Source organism: Roseovarius sp. MBR-79, assembly GCF_053628555.1.
Map to the genome: position 1 here is coordinate 252,464 of NZ_JBRJGP010000004.1, position 19,961 is coordinate 272,424.

Consider the following 19,961-nt stretch of genomic DNA (forward strand, 5'->3'; position numbering starts at 1 on the left):
CGCGCCTTATAGGGGCCGCGCGCGGGATTGTCACCTGTCAATGCTGCACTGCGGCGAAATGGGCGCGGCGAGGGCCCCCCTCTCCCCCGTCACCCTCGGGCTTGACCCGAGGGTCTCCCACTCTCCCGTCACCCTCGGACTTGATCCGAGGGTCTCCCACTCTCCCGTCACCCTCGGGCCTGACCCGGTGGTCTCCCACCCTCCCGTCACCCTCGGACTTGACCCGAGGGTCTCCCTCTCTCCCGTCACCCTCGGGCTCGACCCGAGGGTCTCTTGCCGCAGCAGATCCTCTGGTCAAGCCAGAGGATGACGGGCGCGCGGGATGACGGGCGCGCGGGATGACGGGGCCGCAGGCCCATGGACAGCCGCCCGCCGCCGCGCATAAACTCGGCCTTAACCGGATCGCGCCAGACTGGCGGGGCAAAGCGGGCAGGGAACGGGCAGCATGGGCAATCACCTTTATTACGGCGACAACCTGACGGTGCTGCGCGAGCATATCGCGGACGGATCGGTGGACCTCATCTATCTCGACCCGCCGTTCAACTCCAACGCCACCTATTCGCACCTCTTCAAGGACGAATCGGGACAGGTCTCGGGCGCGCAGATCGCGGCCTTTGACGACACCTGGCACTGGGATGACATGGTGTCGGGGCAGGCGCTCATTGAGCTGCGCGACAGCCCTTATCAGGAGGCGGCGAAGATGCTCGACGCCATGGTGGGGTTTCTGGGCAAGAACCCGATGACCGCCTATCTGGCGATGATGGCCGTGCGGCTGGTGGAACTGCACCGGGTGCTGCGCCCCACCGGATCGCTCTACCTGCACTGCGACCCGACGGCGAGCCATTACCTCAAGATATTGCTGGATGCGGTGTTCGGGGCGAAGAACTTTCGGAATGAGATTGTTTGGAAGCGGACAAGCGCGCACAACGATGCCAAAAATAGTTTTGCATATCTCACGGACACCATATTTTTCTACGGGAAATCTGAGGCTGCTGTTTTCAATAAACAGTATCGCCCTTACTCCAAAGAATATGCAAAACGGAATTTTCGATTCAGGGATCCTGATGGGCGGAGATATTCAAGCGAAAATCTCCGAAGTCCAAGTCCGCGCCCAAATCTCACCTACGAATACAAAGGATTTCAACCTCATGCTAATGGCTGGACAGTATCCCGTGAAAAAATGGAGCAACTTGACGCCGACGGTCGTTTGATTTTTCCATCTAAGCCAACTGGCCGGATCAGAGTCAAAAAATACCTCGATGAGATGCAGGGGCAAATCGTCGGGAATATATGGGACGATATTGGCCCTCTATCTTCCCAAGCCCAAGAACGCCTCGGCTACCCCACCCAAAAGCCCGTCGCGCTTCTCGAACGCATCCTCAATGCCTCGTCCAATGAGGGCGATGTGGTGCTCGATCCGTTCTGCGGCTGCGGCACCACCGTTCACGCGGCGCAAAAGCTGAACCGCCAATGGATCGGCATCGACATCACCCATCTGGCCATCAACCTGATCGAGACCCGGCTTTTCGATGCGTTCGAGGGCAAGGCGGACTTCACCGTCCACGGCGTGCCGCAGGATATCGGCGGGGCGCAGAAATTCTTTGACGATGACGACAAGACCAAGAAGGAATTCGAGAAATGGGCCTGCGGCCTGATCAAGGCCTATCCGCAGGGCGGCGGCAAGAAGGGCGCCGATGGCGGCATTGACGGGTTGTTCCGCTTTGGCCCCGCCAAGGAACATGTGGCGATCGTCAGCGTGAAGGGCGGGAAAAACGTGGGCGTCGCCATGGTCAAGGATCTCGACGCCACCGTGACCGAGCAAAAGGCGCAGATCGGCATCTTTCTGACGCTGACCCCGCCGACCAAGCCGATGCTCGATTGGGCGCGCGGCGCGGGCACGTTTCAGGTGGAGGGGTTCGATCCCGTCCCCCGCCTGCAAATCATCACCGTGGAAGAGGCGATGGAAAAAGGCCCGCGCGCCGTCAACACCCCCCTGCGCCACGGCAGCCCCTACAAGAAGGCCGCGCGCGAGCAGGACACGCGAGCGCAAGGCGCGCTCGACCTGTGACGCGACACCCTTGCCCGGTCACCCTCTCGGGCTTGATCCGAGGGTCCCCCACTCCCCGTCACCCTCGGACTTGATCCGAGGGTCTCCGGCCGCACGAGATCCTCCGGTCGAGCCGGAGGATGACGGGGAGCATGATAAAACCGTCACCCTCGGACTTGATCCGAGGGTCCCCGGCCACACGGGGATCCTCCGGTCGAGCCGGAGGATGACGGGCGTGGGAAGGGGAACCCGCGCGACACGGGGGGCCTTTTGGCGTGGGTCAGCGCGCGGCGATCATCTCGGCCTGTTTCACGACCACCTCGGCCTGCTTGATCGACGCGATATCGACCAGACGGCCCTTGTAGGTGGTGGCCCCCTCGCCGCGCGCCTTGGCCTCTTCCATCGCGGTCAGGATCTCGCGGGCCTCTTGCACGGCGGCCTCGGAGGGGGTGAACACCTCGTTGGCAAGCGCGATCTGCCTGGGGTGAATGGCCCATTTCCCCACCATCCCGAGCGTGGCCGAGCGCCGCGCCTGCGCGCGAAAGCCCTCGTCATCCGAGAAATCGCCGAACGGACCATCGACCGGCAAGAGACCATGCGTGCGGCACGCCGCGACGATGGCGGTCTGCGCCCAATGCCAGGGATCGGACCAATACCGCTGCCCCTCGCGCAGCATGTAGTAATCCTCCTGCGTGCCGCCGATGCCGGTGGTCTGCATCCCCATGGAGGCGGCGAAATCGGCCGCCCCAAGGCTCATGGCCTGAAGCCGGGGCGAGGCGGCGGCGATCTCCTCGACATGGGCGATCCCGGCGGCGGATTCGATGATCACCTCGAAACTGATCCGCCTGGCACGGCCCTTGGCGGCCTCGATGGCGGTGACGAGCGCGTCAACGGCGTAGATATCCGCGCCGCAACCGACCTTGGGGATCATGATCTGGTCGAGCCGGTCGCCCGCCTGTTCCAGAAGATCCACCACATCGCGATACCAGAACGGGGAGTCGAGGCTGTTGATGCGGACCGAGAGATACTTGTTGCCCCAATCGACCGTATTGATTGCCTCGATGGTGTTCTTGCGGGCAATCTCCTTGTCACTGGGCGCGACCGAATCCTCGAGGTCGATATTGATCACATCCGCCTCGGAAGCCGCCATTTTCTCGAACAGTTTGGGGTTGGAGCCGGGTCCGAACAATTGGCAGCGGTTGGGGCGGGCGGGCGCGGGCGGTTGCAGGCGAAAGCTCATCTCGGGGGTTCCTTCGGGTTGGGACATGTCATCGCGGATTGGGTATGCAATCGCACCCCGTTTCGCAAGCCGCATCTGCCGCACTGCGGCAACCGGCCCCCGGACGGTTCGCACAATATTCGATCAAATGGCCAATTACACGAAGAATCATGCGCAAATCCAGCGCCCGCGCCTGAATCAGGCAGGACATGGCGCAAACTCTGAGTCATCCTTGCCACGAACGCAGGACAGGAAAGCCCCCGCCATGATCGAAACGCCCTATCTTCTCTTCCTCGGCGATGCGCCGGACATGCTCGCCGCCAAGGTGGCCATCGGCATCCGCGACTGGCGGCCCGAGAACGCCCTTGGACAGGTCCGCCTGCCGGGCTGCGGGGCCGACCTCGGCCTGCCCGACATGACGCTGGCAGAGGCAAAGGCGGCCGGGGTCAAGACCGTTGTGGTGGGCGTGGCCAATCGCGGCGGCGTCATCAGCCCGGCCTGGAAAAAGGTGCTGGTCACGGCGCTGGAAGAGGGGTTCGACCTTGCGTCGGGGCTGCACAATCTCTTGCGCGACGAGCCTGACCTTGCCGCCGTGGCCGAGGCGACGGGGCGCGCGCTGCATGACGTGCGGGTGCCGGAGGTGGCCTATCCCATCGCCAACGGCGAGAAACGCACCGGCAAGCGCTGCCTTGCCGTGGGCACCGATTGCTCGGTCGGCAAGATGTATACCGCCATGGCGATGGAGCGCGAAATGCGCGCGGCGGGCCTGAAGGCCACGTTCCGCGCCACCGGGCAGACCGGTATCCTGATCACCGGCGACGGCGTGCCGCTCGACGCGGTGGTGGCCGATTTCATGGCCGGGTCGATCGAATGGCTGACGCCGGACAACGATCCCGATCACTGGGACCTGATCGAAGGACAGGGCAGCCTCTTTCACGTCTCCTATTCGGGGGTGACGCTGGCGCTCATCCATGGCGGGCAGCCCGATGCGCTGATCCTGTGCCACGAGCCGACACGGGCGCATATGCGCGGCCTGCCGGGCTATGCGCTGCGCTCGCTGGCAGAGTTGCGCGACACCGCCCTGCCGCTGGCGCGGATCGCCAACCCGGCCTGTCAGGTGGTGGGCGTCTCGATCAACACGCAGCATATGACAGAGGCGGAGGCGCGCGCCTGTCTTGACGGGGTGGAGGCCGAGATGGGCCTGCCCGCCACCGACCCCTACCGCTTTGGCGCGCAGAAACTGGTGGCGGCGCTGGCGGCGATCTGAGAGTGAGTATTTCTGGAACAGTGAAACGGGGGGCGGCGTGCAGATCACGGTAACGCGCGAGAGCTTTCGGCTGGCGCAGGTCTTTACCATCAGTCGCGGCTCGCGGACCGAGGCGCAGGTGCTGACGGTAACGGTCTCTGAGGGGGGCGCAACGGGGCGCGGCGAATGCGTGCCCTATGCCCGCTACGGCGAGACGCCGGACAGTGTGGCGGCGCAGATCGAGGGCTTGCCCGATGGGGTTGACCGCGCCACCCTCCAGGACCTGCTGCCACCCGGCGCGGCGCGCAACGCGGTGGATTGCGCGCTATGGGATCTCGCGGCCAAACAGACCGGGCAACGTGTCTGGGACCTGGCCGGGCTGCCCGTGCCGGGGCCGGAGATCACGGCCTATACGCTCTCGCTCGACAGCGCGGAGGCGATGCAGGCGCAGGCGGCGAAACATGCGCATCGCCCGCTTCTCAAGATCAAGCTGGGCACGCCCGACGACATGGCCCGGCTGGAGGCGGTGCGGCGCGGCGCGCCGCAATCGCGGATCATCATCGATGCAAACGAGGGCTGGAGTGCTGCGGTCTATGCCGATCTGGCCCCGCATCTGGTGCGCCTTGGCGTGGCGCTGGTGGAACAGCCGCTGCCCGCGGGCGAGGATGACGCGCTTGTCGGCCTCGCCCGCCCGGTGCCGCTTTGTGCCGACGAATCGTGCCATGACCGGGCGAGTCTGCCCGGCCTCATGGGCAAATATGACGTGGTCAACATCAAGCTCGACAAGACCGGCGGGCTGACCGAAGCGCTCAGCTTGCGCGCGGCGGCGCGCGCACAGGGCTTTGGCGTGATGGTGGGCTGCATGGTGGGCAGCTCGCTGGCCATGGCCCCCGCGACGCTTGTGGCACAGGGCGCGATGGTGACGGACCTTGACGGCCCGCTGCTTCTGGCCGAAGACCGGGACCACGCTTTGAGATATGACGCCGCCGGGGTGCACCCGCCCGAGGCGGCCCTTTGGGGATAAGACCATGCGCACCGTCTATGTGAACGGAGACTACCTGCCCGAGACCGAAGCGACCGTGTCGATCTTTGATCGCGGGTTCCTGATGGCCGATGGCGTCTATGAGGTGACCAGTGTTCTGGGCGGCAAGCTGATCGATTTTCCCGGCCATGTCGCGCGGCTGGAACGCTCCTTGCGTGAGCTCGACATGAAAAAACCGGCGGCGTTCGACGATCTTCTGGAGATCCACCGCGAGCTGGTGCGCCGCAACGACATCACCGACGGGCTGATCTATCTTCAGGTCACGCGCGGCAGCGATGGCGACCGCGATTTCGTCTTCCCCGACCCCGAGACGACCGAGCCCACGCTGGTGCTCTTCACCCAGTCGAAGCCGGGGCTGGCCGATAATCCGGTGGCCCGGCGCGGCATCAAGGTGATCGGCATCGAGGATATCCGCTGGGGTCGGCGCGACATCAAGACGGTGCAGCTTCTTTATCCCTCCATGGGCAAGATGATGGCCCGAAAGGCCGGCGCCGATGACGCATGGATGATCGAGGACGGCCATGTGACGGAAGGAACAAGCAACAACGCCTATATCGTCAAGGGCGGACGGATCATCACCCGGCAGCTTTCCAACGACATCCTGCACGGCATCACCCGCGCCGCCGTGCTGCGTTTTGCCGAAGAGGCGCAGATGCAGGTCGAGGAGCGGCCCTTTACCATCGACGAGGCGATGGCGGCGGACGAGGCCTTTGTGACCTCCGCCAGTGCCTTTGTCCTGCCGGTGGTGGAGATCGACGGTGTGACGCTCGGGGCCGGGACGCCGGGGCCGGTGGCAAGCCGGTTGCGGGAAATCTATCTCGAGGAGAGCCGCAAGACGGCGCTCTGAGCGCGCTCAGCCGTGACGCGCAAGCCTTGCAAAGGCCGCGCGCAGGGCCCCGGCCTCATGCGGGCCGCGCAACGTTTCCTGCACGTTCCCGGCACCGTCGAACAGCAGCAGCGTCACATGCGGCACACCGTATTGCGCGGCAAAGCCGGTGCCCTCGGGGGTGCGGATATTGGCGACGAGGTAGATCACCTCCTGCCCCTCGCCCATGCCGCTCAGTGCCTTGCGCGCCTCTGCCTGAAGCGCGTTGCAGATCGGGCATTGCGGATCGTGGACCTGCACGATGGCGGGAACGCCCTGCCCTACCCGGTCCAGATCATGCTCGGCCTGCACCGCCTGCACATGGCGCAGCCCCCAGAGCCCGGCCCCGCCAAGGACAAGAACCCCGGCCGCGCCATAGCCCGCCCGTGACAGGAGCGCGCGGCGCGACAGGGGACTGTCCGCCGCGGGTTGAGCCGCCGATTTGCGCACGCGGCGCTTGGTGGATTTCGCCATGGTCCCTCTCCGCTTCCAGATCCTGGCGCATCTGTAACGCCAGCGTTACGCCAGAAAAACAGCCCCGCGCAGGAACGCAGATCACAAACCTGTCAGATTGCGGCGCTCAGGACAGCATCCCGCCATCGCTGTCGTCGCCCGCCTCTTCCAGCAGGCGGTTCATGTCGGGCACGGTGACGCGGCGCTTGCCCTCGAGAACGATCACCCCGTCCCTTTTCAGCGCGGAGACCTGCCTGCTGACCGTCTCGAGCGTGAGACCAAGGTAATCGGCCATCGCCTCTCGGGTGAGCGGCAAATCGAAGGTGAGCGGGCCACGCTTGCCGCCCAGATGCAGCGCGGCATCGCGCCGCCCGATGATCGCCAGCAGCGAGGCGATCTTCTCGCGCGCCGTCTTGCGGCCCAGAACCAGCATCCATTCGCGCGCGGCGTCGAGCTCGTCAAGCGTCATCTCGAGCAGGCGCTGCGCGATATGGGGCGTGCGCACCATCATTTCCTCGAACGGCTTGCGGCGGAAACAGCACATGACGATATCGGTCGTGGCCACAACGTCATAGGCGGCGCGCGACCGCCCCGGACGGCCCACGAAATCGCTGGGCAGCAACAGGCCCACCATCTGCGTGCGCCCGTCCTCCATGGTCTGCGTCAGCGTGGCGATGCCCGAAACCACCGAGGCCACGAAATCCATCGCGTCGCCCGACCAGATCACCGTCTGCCCGGCCTCGAAGCTGCGGTAATACTTGATCGCGTCGAGCCGGTCGAGCTCGTCCGGTTCGCAGCGCGCACAGACGGCCCGGTGCCGGATCGGACAATCGGCGCATTCCAGCGCGTGCGTGTCCGCAATCTTTCCAAGCGTTGCCACTGTCAGGCTCCCGCAATTGATCTGGGTCAAGGACTTCAGGTGTTTCAAACGTAATCCTTGGCGCATGGATACGCAAACCAAACTGGGCAGTCTGGGTCTTTTTGATGCCAAGGTGCCGCGCTACACAAGCTACCCGACGGCCCCGCATTTCAACCGGGCGGTCGGGGAGGCCCATTTTGTCAACTGGATCAGGGCGATACCGGAGGGCGCGCAAATCTCGCTCTACGTGCATGTCCCCTTCTGCCGCAGGCTATGCTGGTTTTGCGCCTGCCGGACGCAGGGCACGCAATCGGACGCGCCCGTGTTGGCCTATCTGGAGACACTCAAGACCGAGATCGCCATGCTGGGCCGCACCCTGCCGGCGGGCGTGCGCCTGTCGCGGCTGCATTGGGGCGGCGGCACGCCCACGCTTCTGTCGCCTGCGATGATGACCGATCTTGCCGGGGCGATTCACGAGATCGCGCCCTTTACCGAGACGACCGAATTCTCGGTCGAGATCGATCCCGGAGAGATTGACGGGCCGCGCCTCGATGCGCTGGCGGCGGCGGGGATGAACCGCGCCTCGATCGGGGTGCAGGATTTCGACGACGAGATCCAGAAAACCATCGGCCGGATCCAGGACTATGACATCACCCGGCAGGCGGCAGAAGAGATCCGCGCACGCGGTATCCAGAGCCTCAACGCCGATATCCTTTACGGCCTGCCGCATCAGAGCCGCGCGCGCATCACCGAAAGCGTGCAAAAGCTTCTGTCGCTCAGCCCGGACCGCGTGGCGCTCTATGGCTATGCGCATGTGCCGTGGATGGCCAAGCGGCAGCAGTTGATCCCGTCCGATGCCCTGCCCACCCCGCAAGAGCGCCTTGCCCTCTTCGAGACCGCGCGGCGGCTGTTTCTCTGGGACGGCTATGACGAGATCGGGATCGACCATTTTGCCACCCCTTCCGACGGTCTGAGCGTGGCGCAGCGCGCCGGACGGCTGCGGCGGAATTTCCAGGGCTATACCGACGACACCGCCGATGTGCTGATCGGGCTTGGTGCCTCGTCCATCTCGCGCTTTCCGCAAGGCTATGCGCAGAACGCACCCGCCACCGGCGCGCATACCGCAGCGATCCGCGACGGGCGGTTTTCCACCACCCGGGGCCATGCCTTTTCCGAGGATGACCGGCTGCGCGCGCGGCTCATTGAGGCGCTGATGTGCGATTTCCGCGTGGAGGCCGCCGAGATCACCCGCGATTTCGCCATCACCCCAAAGGCGCTTCACACGATGCTCTCGGAGGTTGACCGCGCCTTTGCCGGACATCTGCGGCTCGACGAGACCGGCCTCGCCATCCCACCCGACGCGCGTCCGCTCACCCGGATGATCGCCCGCAAGTTCGACGCCTACGAGATGAACGCCGAGGGCCATTCCTCGGCGATCTGAGGGGCGCGTCGCTACCGCACAACCATCACCGAGCATTTGGCGTGCCGCACCACGCGCGCCGCATTGGGGCCAAGCAGATAATCGCTGAAATCCGGCTTGTGCGCGCCGATGACGATGAGCGCCGCCCCATCAACCTTGGCCGCGCGCAGGATCTCGTCATAGGCGTTACCGGTGCTCACGAGGTGGCGCACGGTCTTGTTGGCCTCTTCCCCCAGGACCTCGATCACAAGCGCGTTCAAAAGCCGCTTGGCCTCGGCCTCCAGCGTGTCGTGATGGCCGCTGCCAAAGAAGCTGCCCACCACGCTCATGCCGTAGTCGGGCACCACGGTGATCACGTCAAGCTGTGCGCCGTCAAGCGCGGCAATCTGCGCCGCGCGGCGCAGAACCTCGTCATCCCGATGCGGGTTGCTGACGTCGAGGGCACAAAGGACAGGACCGCTCATGCCGTGGCTCCTTTCTTGAATTCCGTCTCTTCCCGGCCCAGCCGCGCGCGTTGCAACAGCGCGATAAGCGCCAACAGCACCAGGGCCGGAATGAACATCAACTCCTGCGGCCACTGATCGACCGGTGCCTTGACCGAGACGATGATCACCGGCTCGTCACCATAGAAATCATATCCCTGCATCGTCTCGGCAAAGGGCGAACTGAACGACGGCTCTTCCAGCAGCACCCGGTCGCCTTCGGGGACAAGCACCAGCCCGAACTCCTGCAACAGGGTCGCGCCATCGGCATCGCTTGTCACCGAAAGGACCAGCGTCGTCTCTTTCGGTTGTCCGCTCATGAAATCCGGACCCGCCACCACCATTCGCAAATCCTGACCTGCATGGGCAGCATCGAGTGCCTGCTCAAGCCGCGCAGGCTCCACGATCTCGAAAGGGGGCTGGATCCGGTTCATGAAGTAATCGGGACGGAACAGCGCAAAGGCCACAAGCACCAGCGCCACGCTCTCGTAGATCCGGTTCTTCGTGAGAAACCAGCCCATCGTGCCCGCCGTGAACACAAGGATTGCGATCGAGGCCACAATGAAGGTGATGATCCCCTGAAAGAGCGTCACATCAATCAGCAAGAGATTGGTGTTGAAGATGAACACGAAGGGCAGCGCCACGGTGCGCAGGCTATAGAAGAACGCGGTAATGCCGGTCTTGATCGCATCGCCCCCCGACACCGCCGAGGCCGCGAAACTCGCCAGCCCCACCGGCGGTGTCACATCCGCCATGATCCCGAAATAGAACACGAAAAGATGCACGGCAATCAGCGGCACGATCAGCCCCGATTGCGCGCCAAGCTGCACCACCACCCCCGCCATGAGCGAGGAGACCACGATATAGTTGGCCGTGGTCGGCAGGCCCATGCCCAGGACAAGGCTCAGAAGACCCACCATGATCAGCATGAGCACGAGATTGCCGCCCGACAGGAATTCCACCAGATCGGCCATCACCTGCCCGACACCGGTCAGCGTCACCGTGCCCACGATCACGCCCGCCGTCGCCGTGGCAAGGCCGATCCCGATCATGTTGCGCGCGCCCGCGATGAGGCCCGTCACAAGGTCCATGACACCGGCGCGGAACGCATTGGCCATCTCGCTCTCGCCCCGAAAAAGCGCCTTGAGCGGTCGCTGCGTGAGCAGGATCACAAACAGCAGCGCCGAGGCCCAGAACGCCGAGAGACCGGGCGATTTCTGCTCGATCATGAGGAAATAGACCAGCACCACGATAGGCAGCAGATAGTAAAGCCCCGCCTTGTATATCTCGCCCACGTCCGGCAGCTTCACTTCCTCGGCGTTGGGATCGTCAGGCTCGAGATCCGGCACCCCCGACGCCAGCCACAAAAGCGCGAGATAGGACAGGAACAACAGTCCCGACAGGATCAGCGCCGACCCCTCGGGCACCGCCGCCACGACCCAACGGATCGGGAATTGCACCCCGTAGCACAGCGCCGCAAAGCCCGCGAAAAACGCGAACATCCCCCCGACCGTGCGCCCAAGGCTCACCACCCGGTCGCCTATCGTCGGCATGTTCTGCTTCACCGCCTCCAGGTGCACGATATAGACCAGCGCGATATAGCTGATCGTGGCAGGCAGAAAGGCGTGGGTGATCACTTCGACATAGGAAATCCCCACATATTCCACCATCAGGAAGGCAGCGGCCCCCATCACCGGCGGCATGATCTGCCCGTTGACAGAGCTTGCCACCTCGACCGCGCCCGCCTTTTCGGAGGTGAAGCCCACCCGCTTCATCAGCGGAATGGTGAAGGTGCCTGTGGTGACCACGTTGGCGATGGACGACCCCGAGATGAGGCCGGTCGCGGCAGAGCCGACAACGGCGGCCTTGGCCGGACCGCCGCGCAGGTGCCCGAGCGCGCCGAAGGCCATCTTGATGAAGTAATTCCCCGCCCCCGCCTTGTCGAGGAGCGCGCCGAACAGCACGAAGAGAAAGACGAACCGCGTCGAGACGCCCAGCGCGATGCCGAACACCCCCTCGCCGGTGATCCACATGTGGCTCATCGCCTTTTGCAGGCTTGCCCCCTTCCAGCGGATCACCTCGGGCACCCATTCGGACGCGCCGAAGAACACGTAGGCAAGGAAAATCGTGGCGATGAGCGCCATGGCCGGCCCGAGCGCGCGCCGCGCGCCTTCAAACAGGATCAGAAGGCCAACCAGCGCCACCCATTTGTCGGTGTCATCGGCCAACCCGCCACTGCGCACGATCTTGTCGTAGAAAAAATATCCGTAAAGCGCGACGAACGTGCCGATCAGCGCCAGCACCCAGTCATAAGCCGGGATGTAGGACCGCGGACTGCTGCGAAACATCGGGTAGGCCATGAACGCAAGGAAGATGGCGAAGGCCAGATGGAATTGCCGCGAATTGTTCAGAACCGAACCGGGCAGCAGGGAATTGGCTATGGGCGACGCGAGCGCGATCTGGAACAGCGACCAGATCACAGCCATGGCCGCGAGGAAAAGTCCCACCGAACCCGCCGGATTGCGCGCGCCGCCATCGCTGGAAGAGACCAGTTCCTGTAGTTCGGCCTCGCTCAGCGGGCCTTTGCCATTTGTCTCGCTGGTCATCGTCACATCTCCCTGTCGCGCCGCGTTTGGTCCGCAGTCTGTCAACGTTAGGCGATTGGGGTCATTTTCCCAAACGCAAACGGCAGGGGCGGCGCACCGCCCCTGCCGGGGTCATTGGCCGATCAGTCGATCAGGCCCTTTTCCTTGAAGTATTTCGCCGCACCGGGATGCAGCGGCGCCGAGAGACCGGCGCTGGCCATTTCCTTGGGATCAAGATTGGCGAAGGCCGGGTGCAGCCCGCGGAAATCGTCGAAATTGTCGAACACCGCCGCGACCACCGTATAGACCGCCTCGTCCGAGACATTGGCAGAGGTCACGAAGGTCGCGCCCACGCCGAAGGTGGCCACGTCCTCGTCGGTGCCGCGATACATGCCGCCGGGCACGGTGGCACTGCGGTAATAGGCGTTCTCGGAGATCAGCGCGTCGATGGCCGGGCCCGTCACGTTCACCAGAACGCTGTCACAGGCGGTGGTGGCCTCCTGAATCGTGCCCGAGGGGTGGCCCACGGTGAACACCATCGCGTCGATCTGGTTGTCGCACAGCGCCTGGCTCTGCTCGGCGGGGCGCAGTTCGGCGGCCAGTGCGAAATCGCTCGCGCTCCAGCCCATCTTTTCCATCACCACCTCGAAGGTGCCGCGCGCGCCCGAGCCGGGATTGCCGAGGTTCACCCGCTTGCCCTTGAGGTCGTCAAAGGTCTTGATGCCGCTGTCGGCGCGGGCCACCACGGTGAACGGCTCGGGATGGATCGAGAACACCGCGCGCAGCTCCTCGAACGGGCCATCGGCGGCGAAATTGTCCGAGGTGCCGTTGAAGGAATGATGCTGCCAGTCCGATTGCACGACGCCGAATTCGAGCTCGCCTGCGCGGATGGTCTTGAGGTTGTAGACCGAGCCGCCGGTCGATTCGACCGAGCAACGGATGCCGTGCGTCTTGCGGTCCTTGTTGACCAGCCGGCAGATCGCGCCGCCGGTAGGGTAATAGACCCCGGTGACGCCGCCGGTGCCGATGGTGATGAACTCCTCGGCCATGGCAGCCGGGGCCATCAATGCGACAAGCGCCGCGCCGGTCATCGTGAACTTGAACCTGTTGAACATCATAGTCTCCCTTTGATTGATGTCGTTACGGTAGATTTAGCCGTCCCAGACCTCTCCGAGACGGCGGCTGCTCTGTTCGACCTGCGCGATGCGGGTCCGGGCCGCGCTGCCTGCGCGCCCGACCAGCATTCCCACCAGCACCTCCGAGAAGGCCAGGGTGGTCACGTAGGACGAATAGAAATGCGGGCTGTCGGTGGGCAGCACGAACCCCGCCGATGCCTGCCCAAGCGCGGGACAGGCCGGGCTGTCGGTGATGACCACCACAAAGGCACCCTGCGCGGCGCCCATATGCGCGGCCTCGATGGCGCGGCCAGCATAGGGCGGCTTGGTCACGATCACCAGCGCGTCACGCCCGTCCAGCCCGGTCAGCGTGGCCCCGAGAGAGGCCCCCATGCGCCCCGCCATCGACCAGTTGCCCGCGCAGAAATTCGCCATGTAGGACAGGTATTCCACAACCCCGGTCGAGCCAAGCGCCCCGAACAGAACCACGTTGCGCGCCGCGTGAAGCCGCTCGACCGTGCGCTCGAGCAGGGACAAATCCACATCGCGCACCAAGGTCTGGAGATTGCTCTGGCAGGCGCTGATATGAGCTTCGAAAAACCCGGTCTGTTCCGCCTCATGCGCCGATTGAAGCCGCTCGGCGCGCTCCGCAAAGCTGTTGACACGCCGCCCGATCTTGGCGCGCATCGCCTCGCGCAGGGCCTCGAAACTGTCGTATCCGAGCGCGCGCGCCAGCCGCGAGAAGGTGGCGGGCGCAAGCCCGCTCTCCTGCGCCACCGCCCGCAGCGACCGCGTGGCGATGTCCACCGGATGCGCCGCCACATATTCCGCCGCCTGCCGCAGCTTGTCGCTGAGGCGGTCGAAATTGCGGGCAATACGCTCCTCGAACGACGCCGCCGAATGGTCCCCCCGGATATTCATTGAAACAAGTCGTTCCATTCGTTTCATCTATTGTCAACACTTGATTCATTTGTTTCACTGGTGCCACCCATCAAAGGATGCCGCCATGACCCATGTCTTTCCCCGCCACACCCGCGCCCGCCCGCCCGTCGCCACGCGCGGCGAGGGGGCCTATATCATCGACGCGACCGGCAAGCGCTATCTCGACGGCTCGGGCGGTGCGGCGGTGTCGTGCCTCGGCCATTCGGACCCCGAGGTGACGCAGGCCATCAAGGATCAGGCCGACCGGATCGCCTTTGCCCATACCGGATTCTTCACGTCGGAGCCTGCCGAGCGGTTGGCAGACCGGCTCATCGCCCATGCGCCCGAGGGGATCGAACGGGTCTATTTCGTCTCGGGCGGGTCCGAGGCGGTGGAGGCGGCGCTCAAGCTCGCCCGCCAGTATTTCCTTGAAAAGGGCGAGGCCAGCCGCACCCGCTTCATCGCCCGCAGGCAGAGCTATCACGGCAACACATTGGGCGCGCTTGGAACGGGGGGCAACCTGTGGCGGCGAGAGCCGTTTGCGCCGCTGATGGTGGAGACCTCGCATATCGCGCCCTGTTACGACTATCGCGGGCGCGCGGACGGCGAATCGCCCGAGGAATACGGCCTGCGCGTGGCGGATGAGCTTGAGGCGGAACTGCACCGCGTCGGCCCGGAAAACGTCATCGGTTTCGTGGCCGAGCCGGTGGTGGGCGCGACCCTTGGGGCCGTGCCCGCCGTGCCCGGTTATTTCAAGCGCATCCGCGAGATCTGCGACCGTCACGGCATCTTGCTCATTCTCGATGAGGTGATGTGCGGCATGGGGCGCACCGGCACGCTTTTTGCCTGCGAGCAGGACGGCGTGCGCCCCGACATCGTCACCATCGCCAAGGGCCTCGGCGCGGGTTATCAGCCGATCGGCGCGATGCTATGTTCGGGCGCGATCTATGCCGCCATCGAAGGGGGCACGGGATTTTTCCAGCATGGCCATACTTATATCGGCCATCCCATCGCCTGCGCCGCCGCCGATGTGGTGGTGGAAAAGCTCACGACAGGCGGCATGACCGCGCGCGCGGCAAAAATGGGCGAGCGGCTGAACGCGGCCCTTAACGAGGCCTTTGGCCAACATCCCCATATCGGCGACATTCGCGGGCGCGGCATGTTCCGCGGGCTCGAGATCGTCGAGGACCGCGCCACCAAGACGCCCTTTGCCCCCGAACGTGCGATCAACAAGACGCTGAAGGCCGCCGCTTTTGACGCCGGGCTGATCTGCTATCCGATGGGCGGCACCATCGACGGGCGGCACGGCGATCACGTCCTGCTTGCGCCGCCCTTCATCATCGACGACGCCCAGATCGAGGAGTTGGTCGGCAAACTCGGCACCGCGCTGCGCAAAGTCCTGCCATGACGCCGCTGCCCCGGCTGATGGTCGCCCCGACCGGCGCGCGGCGAAGCAAGGCCGATCATCCCGCCCTGCCCGTCACCCTGCCCGAGATCGTCGAGACGGCCCAAGCCTGTCTTGACGCGGGCGCGGACGGGCTGCACCTGCATTTGCGGGACGGCGCGGGGCGGCACCTGCTTGACGCCGGGGCCTATCGGGAAGCGCTGGACGAATTGCGCCAAACCGTCCCCGCCATGACGCTCCAGATCACGACCGAGGCCGCGGGCCTCTACGCGCCCCCGCATCAGCGCGCCGTGGCGCTTGAGGCGGGGGCCGATCTCGTCTCGGTCGCCCTGCGCGAAATGGCCGCCGAGGCCGAGGCGGCACCGGGCTTTTACGCCGCCTGCGCCGCGCGTGGCGTTGCCGTGCAGCATATCCTTTACGATGCCGGCGATTTCGAGTTGCTCGCGCGGCTCCTGCCGCCCGACATACTGACAGCCCCCGATCTGCAACTCATCTTCGTGCTGGGCCGTTACAGCGCCGGACAGGAAAGCGACGCGCGCGACCTCGCCCCCTTCCTCGACCGCCTGCGCACCCGCGAGGCCCCCGCCGATTGGGCCGTCTGCGCCTTTGGCCGGTCAGAAACCGCGTGCCTTCTGGCCGCGCATGCGGCGGGCGGCAAGCTGCGCGTGGGGTTCGAAAACAGCCTCTGGCACGCTGACGGGCGGCTCGCCCGCGACAATGCCGACCGCGTGTGCGCGCTCAGGGACGCGCTGCGCTGAGCGCCGCGTCCAGCCGCGCCCAGCCCCCCTCCGTCCCCGGCAGACCAAGCCGGATCCATGTCGGCGACCACGGGAAAATCCGGCTCCATATCCGGGCGTGGGCAAGGCTCTCCTGCGCCGCCGTCGCATCCGCCACGTGATAGCTGCGAAAGAGCGGCGTGCCGCCGATCAGCCGCCAGCCTGCCGCCGCCGCCATCGCATCAAGCCGCGCCGCATCGCGCCTGAGCCGCGCGCAGGTCGCCGCCTGCCAGCCGGTATCCCCCAGCGCCACCCGCCCCGCCGCAATCGCCGGGCCGGAAACGGGCCATGGCCCCGCCATCTCGCGCAGCCGCCCGGCCAGCGCCCCGTCACACAGCGCAAAGCCCAGCCGCAGCCCCGCCAGCCCGTAGAACTTGCCGAAGGACCGCAGCAAGATCACGTTTCCCGCGCGATGGAGCACGGGGGCCAGCGACAGGTCCGGCTCCGGGTCGGCAAAGCTCTCGTCCACCAACAGGAGACCCACCTGATCCGCCAGCGCCAGAAGCGCGTCGGGCGTGTGCCGCCGCCCGCAAGGATTGTTGGGATTGACCACCACCGCCAGATCGGCCCCGGCCAGCGCCTCGGGCGCGCTCACGTCCTCGACCGTCCAACCCGCCGCGCGAAGGGCAGCGGCATGTTCGTTATAGGTTGGCCCCAGCACCCGCGCGGCACCGCGCGCCCCAAGATACGGCACCGCCTGAATTGCGCCCTGTGCGCCCGCCAGCGGCACCACCTCGGCCTGCGTCCCGTAACAGGCCGCCGCCACGGCGCTGAGCGCCGCCATGTCGTCCCGCGTCGGCAAGGCGGTCCATGCGCGTTCGGGCAGGCAGGGCATCGGATAGGGCACCGGGTTTATCCCCGTCGAGAGGTCCAGCCACTCGGCCATGGCCCCGCCAAAACGCTGCCGCGCCGCGTCAAGATTGCCGCCGTGATCCCTCGATATCGTCATGCCCGCCCCCGCCCCTTCTCTGAAACCTGTCGCCTGTGCAGGCCCGTTCGATTGCAAGGCCGGGCGGCGATCATGACCACCGGACGAAAGACAGGCACGGGACACGCCAGACGCATCTACCCCACCCCCCGCCGGATCGCACCGGGCGTTCTCCCAAGCCGCCTGCGGCAATGATCGGCAAGGTTCGCGCCGCTGGCAAAGCCTGCGGCATAGGCCACCGAGGTGATCGAGCGCGCGGTGTTGCGCAGCATCCAGACCGCCGCGCGCAGCTTGGTTTCCAGCAGATACGCCTTTGGTGCCATGCCCACCTGCGCCTTGAAGAGCCGCAGGAAGTGCCGTTCGCTCAGGCCAAGCGTGCGCGCCAGTGCGGCGATGGGGGGGGTCCGGCTCGCCTCGGCGTCGAGGATCACGAGCGCGCGCTGGATGCGCGGATCGGTGATCGCGCCCCGCTCGGCCCCCTCGGGCGGCATCATCACCGGCGGGGCCTCGGGCGTGGGCAAGGTCATCTGATGCTCGACCTTGGCGGCGCGATCGGGACCCAGATGCGCGCCGATCAGCCGTTTCATCAGCGGCAGGATCGACACGCCTCCCAGCACCGTCGTGACATCGCCCGCCGCCGCGAAATCGCGGTTGGTGACAAAGCGGTGGCCGGGAAAGGCGGCCTCGAAATCTCCCCGGTGATAGGGATGCACACAGACCGGACGGCCATCGAGAAACCCCTCCCGCGCCAGCACGAAACTGCCGGTGCAGACCCCCACCAACGGCACGCCTGCCCTCCGCGCGGCGCGCAGGTAATCGCGGTGGCGCGGCGGCGCGCTCTCCATGTCGCGCAAGAGGCCGCCGATGACAAAGAGATGATCGAACCGGCCGGGATGGACGTAATCCGAGGTCGCGGGCACCGGAATCCCGCAACTTGACCGTATCGCAGACCCCGGCGCGCCGACGATCTGCCAGCGCGCATAGCGCGGCTGCGAATCGTCGCCGTGATCGCCAGCATGACGCAGGCTCTCGACCAGCCCCGCGAGCGACATCATCGGAAAGCTGGGCCAGAGCAGGATACCCACCGAAAGAGCCGTCTCGGTGCGCGGCGTCAGTGCCTCGAATTGCGGCACGTCCGGCTTCGCCTTGCTGCACGGGTCCACCCGAACGCATCCTTATGTCTGTTTTCAGATGAAAATGACGGATAAACGAAAGACAGGGCCTCGGCAACTGCCGCAACGTGACGTCACAGGCGCGTGATGCGCCCCAATTCCGGGACCAACACCGGACCAGACAGGGAGACTTGAGATGACCAGCATTCTGACACGGCGCGGCCTCATGCTGTCAGCGGCGACGCTTGCGCTGTCCACGGGCGCGGCCTTGGCGCAGGACTGCCCGATCAAGATCGGCGCGCTCGCGCCGCTTTCGGCCCCGGGCACCGTGGTCGGCGGCGAGGCGATGCGTGACGCCATGATGCTCGCGCAGGCCGATATCAATGCGGCGGGCGGCGTTCTGGGCTGCCCCATCGAGGTGGTGCTTGCCGATAGCGAGGGCCTGCCCGAGCGCGCCACCGCCGTGACCGAACGCCTGATCACCCAGGACAACGTTGTCGCCATCGGCGGCGGCTATCACAGTTCGGTGGGCGTTGCGGCCAAGGAAGTGGCCGATGCGCGCGGCGTGCCGGTGGTCTTTGCCGAGACGTGGAACGACACCATCACCGGCGACAAGCACAAATACATCTTCCGCATCGCGCCGCTGTCCTCCTGGACCTCGAACATCAACTGGCAGTTCGCGCTGACCCTGCCGGACGTCAAGAAAGTGGCGATCCTGACCGAGAACACCGATTACGGCATCCCCGCCAGCCAGGAAACGGCCAAGGGGCTTGAGGCCAACGGCGTCGCCGCGACGATCTTTTCGGTCGATATCGGCACGCAGGATTACGCGGGCATCGTCGAGCGGATCAAGGCGGAAAACCCTGACATGATCATCACGCTGGTGACCGGCGAGGCGGCCTTCAACTTTACCCAGCAGGCGGCGGATGCAGGGATAGGGCCGATGGACCTGCCGTTCCAGACCGGGCAGGACGCACTTGAATCGGGCACCTACTGGACCAACGTGCCGGATGGGCAATACGCCTTTGTCCAGCGCATCGGCGTGCCGGAAAGCCAGTTCACCGACAAGGGCCGCGCCTTTGCCGCCGCCTACAAGGCCAAGACCGGCAAGTCGGACGTGGAAAGCTACGCGATGGAGGCCTACGATTCCATCGCCGTTCTGGCACAGGCGATCGAGGAGGCGGGCAGCACCGATGGCGATGCCATCGTCACCGCGCTGGAGAGCATCAGCCACGAGGGCACGCTGGGGCGGATCTATTTCGACTACGGGTTGAAGCGTGACCCGTCCGAGGACGGCAAGGGCGATGAATGGTGGCACCAGTGGCCCGATCCGGCCATCACCATCATCCAGTTCCAGAAAGAGGGGCAGGCCTCGACCGATGCGGCGATCGTCTATCCCGAGGCCTACAAGACCGCAGAGCCGATCTGGGTCAACCGGTAAGCGGGTCCGGGCCGGGAACCCCTCCCGGCCCGACCGTTCCGCTTG

The 19,961-nt window shown here is 65.5% G+C and carries 17 protein-coding genes; 8 read left to right on the top strand and 9 right to left on the bottom strand.

What is annotated here, in order from left to right:
• Positions 1 to 445: 445 nt before the first annotated feature.
• On the top strand, positions 446 to 2,068 hold the full coding sequence (locus tag ACSSV8_RS06075; RefSeq protein WP_454281841.1) for a DNA methyltransferase: 1,623 nt from the start codon (positions 446 to 448) through the stop codon (positions 2,066 to 2,068).
• 259 nt (positions 2,069 to 2,327) lie between these two features.
• Here the strand turns inward: ACSSV8_RS06075 and ACSSV8_RS06080 are convergent, their stop codons facing one another.
• Positions 2,328 to 3,287 (bottom strand): L-malyl-CoA/beta-methylmalyl-CoA lyase, encoded by a 960-nt coding sequence (locus ACSSV8_RS06080; RefSeq protein WP_354537817.1) that lies wholly within the window; start codon positions 3,285 to 3,287, stop codon positions 2,328 to 2,330.
• A gap of 244 nt (positions 3,288 to 3,531) precedes the next feature.
• Here ACSSV8_RS06080 and dgcN point away from each other — a divergent pair, with 244 nt between their 5' ends.
• The 3 genes from dgcN to ACSSV8_RS06095 are packed head-to-tail and all read left to right on the top strand — an operon-like array spanning position 3,532 to position 6,401.
• Positions 3,532 to 4,533: an N-acetyltransferase DgcN gene (gene dgcN / locus ACSSV8_RS06085; RefSeq protein WP_454281842.1), complete on the top strand. Its 1,002-nt coding sequence runs from the start codon at positions 3,532 to 3,534 to the stop codon at positions 4,531 to 4,533.
• A gap of 37 nt (positions 4,534 to 4,570) precedes the next feature.
• Positions 4,571 to 5,536, top strand: a complete 966-nt coding sequence (dgcA, locus tag ACSSV8_RS06090; RefSeq protein ID WP_354537536.1) for an N-acetyl-D-Glu racemase DgcA — start codon at positions 4,571 to 4,573, stop codon at positions 5,534 to 5,536.
• Between the two features lie 4 nt (positions 5,537 to 5,540).
• On the top strand, positions 5,541 to 6,401 hold the full coding sequence (locus ACSSV8_RS06095) for a D-amino-acid transaminase (RefSeq protein ID WP_454281843.1): 861 nt from the start codon (positions 5,541 to 5,543) through the stop codon (positions 6,399 to 6,401).
• 6 nt (positions 6,402 to 6,407) lie between these two features.
• Here ACSSV8_RS06095 and ACSSV8_RS06100 read toward each other — a convergent pair whose 3' ends face one another.
• The gene (locus ACSSV8_RS06100) at positions 6,408 to 6,893 is read right to left on the bottom strand and encodes a hypothetical protein (protein ID WP_454281844.1); all 486 of its coding nucleotides are present in this window, start codon (positions 6,891 to 6,893) and stop codon (positions 6,408 to 6,410) included.
• A 106-nt stretch (positions 6,894 to 6,999) separates the two neighbouring features.
• Positions 7,000 to 7,752, bottom strand: a complete 753-nt coding sequence (gene fnrL, locus ACSSV8_RS06105) for a transcriptional regulator FnrL (protein ID WP_454281845.1) — start codon at positions 7,750 to 7,752, stop codon at positions 7,000 to 7,002.
• Positions 7,753 to 7,816: 64 nt separating this feature from the next.
• Here fnrL and hemN point away from each other — a divergent pair, with 64 nt between their 5' ends.
• Positions 7,817 to 9,172, top strand: coding sequence for an oxygen-independent coproporphyrinogen III oxidase (gene hemN, locus ACSSV8_RS06110; RefSeq protein WP_454281846.1), 1,356 nt, complete (start codon positions 7,817 to 7,819; stop codon positions 9,170 to 9,172).
• An 11-nt stretch (positions 9,173 to 9,183) separates the two neighbouring features.
• Here the strand turns inward: hemN and ACSSV8_RS06115 are convergent, their stop codons facing one another.
• The 4 genes from ACSSV8_RS06115 to ACSSV8_RS06130 all read right to left on the bottom strand — a co-directional run bounded on the left by ACSSV8_RS06115 (position 9,184) and on the right by ACSSV8_RS06130 (position 14,272).
• A complete protein-coding gene (locus ACSSV8_RS06115) occupies positions 9,184 to 9,615 on the bottom strand; it encodes a universal stress protein (RefSeq protein WP_354537540.1) in 432 nt (143 codons plus the stop codon).
• Positions 9,612 to 12,239: a TRAP transporter permease gene (locus ACSSV8_RS06120; protein ID WP_454281847.1), complete on the bottom strand. Its 2,628-nt coding sequence runs from the start codon at positions 12,237 to 12,239 to the stop codon at positions 9,612 to 9,614. Before ACSSV8_RS06120 ends, ACSSV8_RS06115 begins: the two co-directional genes overlap by 4 nt.
• Positions 12,240 to 12,361: 122 nt before the next feature.
• The gene (locus tag ACSSV8_RS06125) at positions 12,362 to 13,333 is read right to left on the bottom strand and encodes a TAXI family TRAP transporter solute-binding subunit (protein ID WP_454281848.1); all 972 of its coding nucleotides are present in this window, start codon (positions 13,331 to 13,333) and stop codon (positions 12,362 to 12,364) included.
• 36 nt (positions 13,334 to 13,369) lie between these two features.
• Positions 13,370 to 14,272 carry a MurR/RpiR family transcriptional regulator gene (locus tag ACSSV8_RS06130; RefSeq protein WP_454281849.1) on the bottom strand — a complete coding sequence of 301 codons (903 nt, stop codon included), beginning with the start codon at positions 14,270 to 14,272 and terminating at the stop codon, positions 13,370 to 13,372.
• A 67-nt stretch (positions 14,273 to 14,339) separates the two neighbouring features.
• Here ACSSV8_RS06130 and ACSSV8_RS06135 point away from each other — a divergent pair, with 67 nt between their 5' ends.
• Positions 14,340 to 15,662, top strand: a complete 1,323-nt coding sequence (locus ACSSV8_RS06135; protein WP_454281850.1) for an aspartate aminotransferase family protein — start codon at positions 14,340 to 14,342, stop codon at positions 15,660 to 15,662.
• Positions 15,659 to 16,417: a 3-keto-5-aminohexanoate cleavage protein gene (locus tag ACSSV8_RS06140; RefSeq protein WP_454281851.1), complete on the top strand. Its 759-nt coding sequence runs from the start codon at positions 15,659 to 15,661 to the stop codon at positions 16,415 to 16,417. The genes ACSSV8_RS06135 and ACSSV8_RS06140 overlap by 4 nt, the downstream gene beginning before the upstream one ends.
• Here ACSSV8_RS06140 and cobD read toward each other — a convergent pair.
• Both cobD and ACSSV8_RS06150 read right to left on the bottom strand, forming a co-directional pair.
• A complete protein-coding gene (gene cobD, locus ACSSV8_RS06145; RefSeq protein ID WP_454281852.1) occupies positions 16,398 to 17,384 on the bottom strand; it encodes a threonine-phosphate decarboxylase CobD in 987 nt (328 codons plus the stop codon). The two genes, ACSSV8_RS06140 and cobD, sit on opposite strands and share 20 nt — an antisense overlap.
• 116 nt (positions 17,385 to 17,500) lie before the next feature.
• Positions 17,501 to 18,526, bottom strand: a complete 1,026-nt coding sequence (locus ACSSV8_RS06150; protein ID WP_454281853.1) for a GlxA family transcriptional regulator — start codon at positions 18,524 to 18,526, stop codon at positions 17,501 to 17,503.
• Between the two features lie 145 nt (positions 18,527 to 18,671).
• Between ACSSV8_RS06150 and ACSSV8_RS06155 the strand changes: the two genes are divergently transcribed.
• On the top strand, positions 18,672 to 19,916 hold the full coding sequence (locus ACSSV8_RS06155) for an ABC transporter substrate-binding protein (RefSeq protein ID WP_454281854.1): 1,245 nt from the start codon (positions 18,672 to 18,674) through the stop codon (positions 19,914 to 19,916).
• Positions 19,917 to 19,961 lie beyond the last annotated feature (45 nt).

Excerpts from the sequence above, each read along its gene's own strand:
- ACSSV8_RS06075 (WP_454281841.1), top strand. The coding sequence starts at position 446 with ATGGGCAATCACCTTTATTACGGCGACAACCTGACGGTGCTGCGCGAG.
- ACSSV8_RS06080 (WP_354537817.1), bottom strand. The coding sequence starts at position 3,287 with ATGAGCTTTCGCCTGCAACCGCCCGCGCCCGCCCGCCCCAACCGCTGC.
- dgcN (WP_454281842.1), top strand. The coding sequence starts at position 3,532 with ATGATCGAAACGCCCTATCTTCTCTTCCTCGGCGATGCGCCGGACATG.
- ACSSV8_RS06095 (WP_454281843.1), top strand. The coding sequence starts at position 5,541 with ATGCGCACCGTCTATGTGAACGGAGACTACCTGCCCGAGACCGAAGCG.
- ACSSV8_RS06100 (WP_454281844.1), bottom strand. The coding sequence starts at position 6,893 with ATGGCGAAATCCACCAAGCGCCGCGTGCGCAAATCGGCGGCTCAACCC.
- hemN (WP_454281846.1), top strand. The coding sequence starts at position 7,817 with ATGGATACGCAAACCAAACTGGGCAGTCTGGGTCTTTTTGATGCCAAG.
- ACSSV8_RS06115 (WP_354537540.1), bottom strand. The coding sequence starts at position 9,615 with ATGAGCGGTCCTGTCCTTTGTGCCCTCGACGTCAGCAACCCGCATCGG.
- ACSSV8_RS06120 (WP_454281847.1), bottom strand. The coding sequence starts at position 12,239 with ATGACCAGCGAGACAAATGGCAAAGGCCCGCTGAGCGAGGCCGAACTA.
- ACSSV8_RS06125 (WP_454281848.1), bottom strand. The coding sequence starts at position 13,333 with ATGTTCAACAGGTTCAAGTTCACGATGACCGGCGCGGCGCTTGTCGCA.
- ACSSV8_RS06130 (WP_454281849.1), bottom strand. The coding sequence starts at position 14,272 with ATGGAACGACTTGTTTCAATGAATATCCGGGGGGACCATTCGGCGGCG.
- ACSSV8_RS06135 (WP_454281850.1), top strand. The coding sequence starts at position 14,340 with ATGACCCATGTCTTTCCCCGCCACACCCGCGCCCGCCCGCCCGTCGCC.
- ACSSV8_RS06140 (WP_454281851.1), top strand. The coding sequence starts at position 15,659 with ATGACGCCGCTGCCCCGGCTGATGGTCGCCCCGACCGGCGCGCGGCGA.
- cobD (WP_454281852.1), bottom strand. The coding sequence starts at position 17,384 with ATGACGATATCGAGGGATCACGGCGGCAATCTTGACGCGGCGCGGCAG.
- ACSSV8_RS06155 (WP_454281854.1), top strand. The coding sequence starts at position 18,672 with ATGACCAGCATTCTGACACGGCGCGGCCTCATGCTGTCAGCGGCGACG.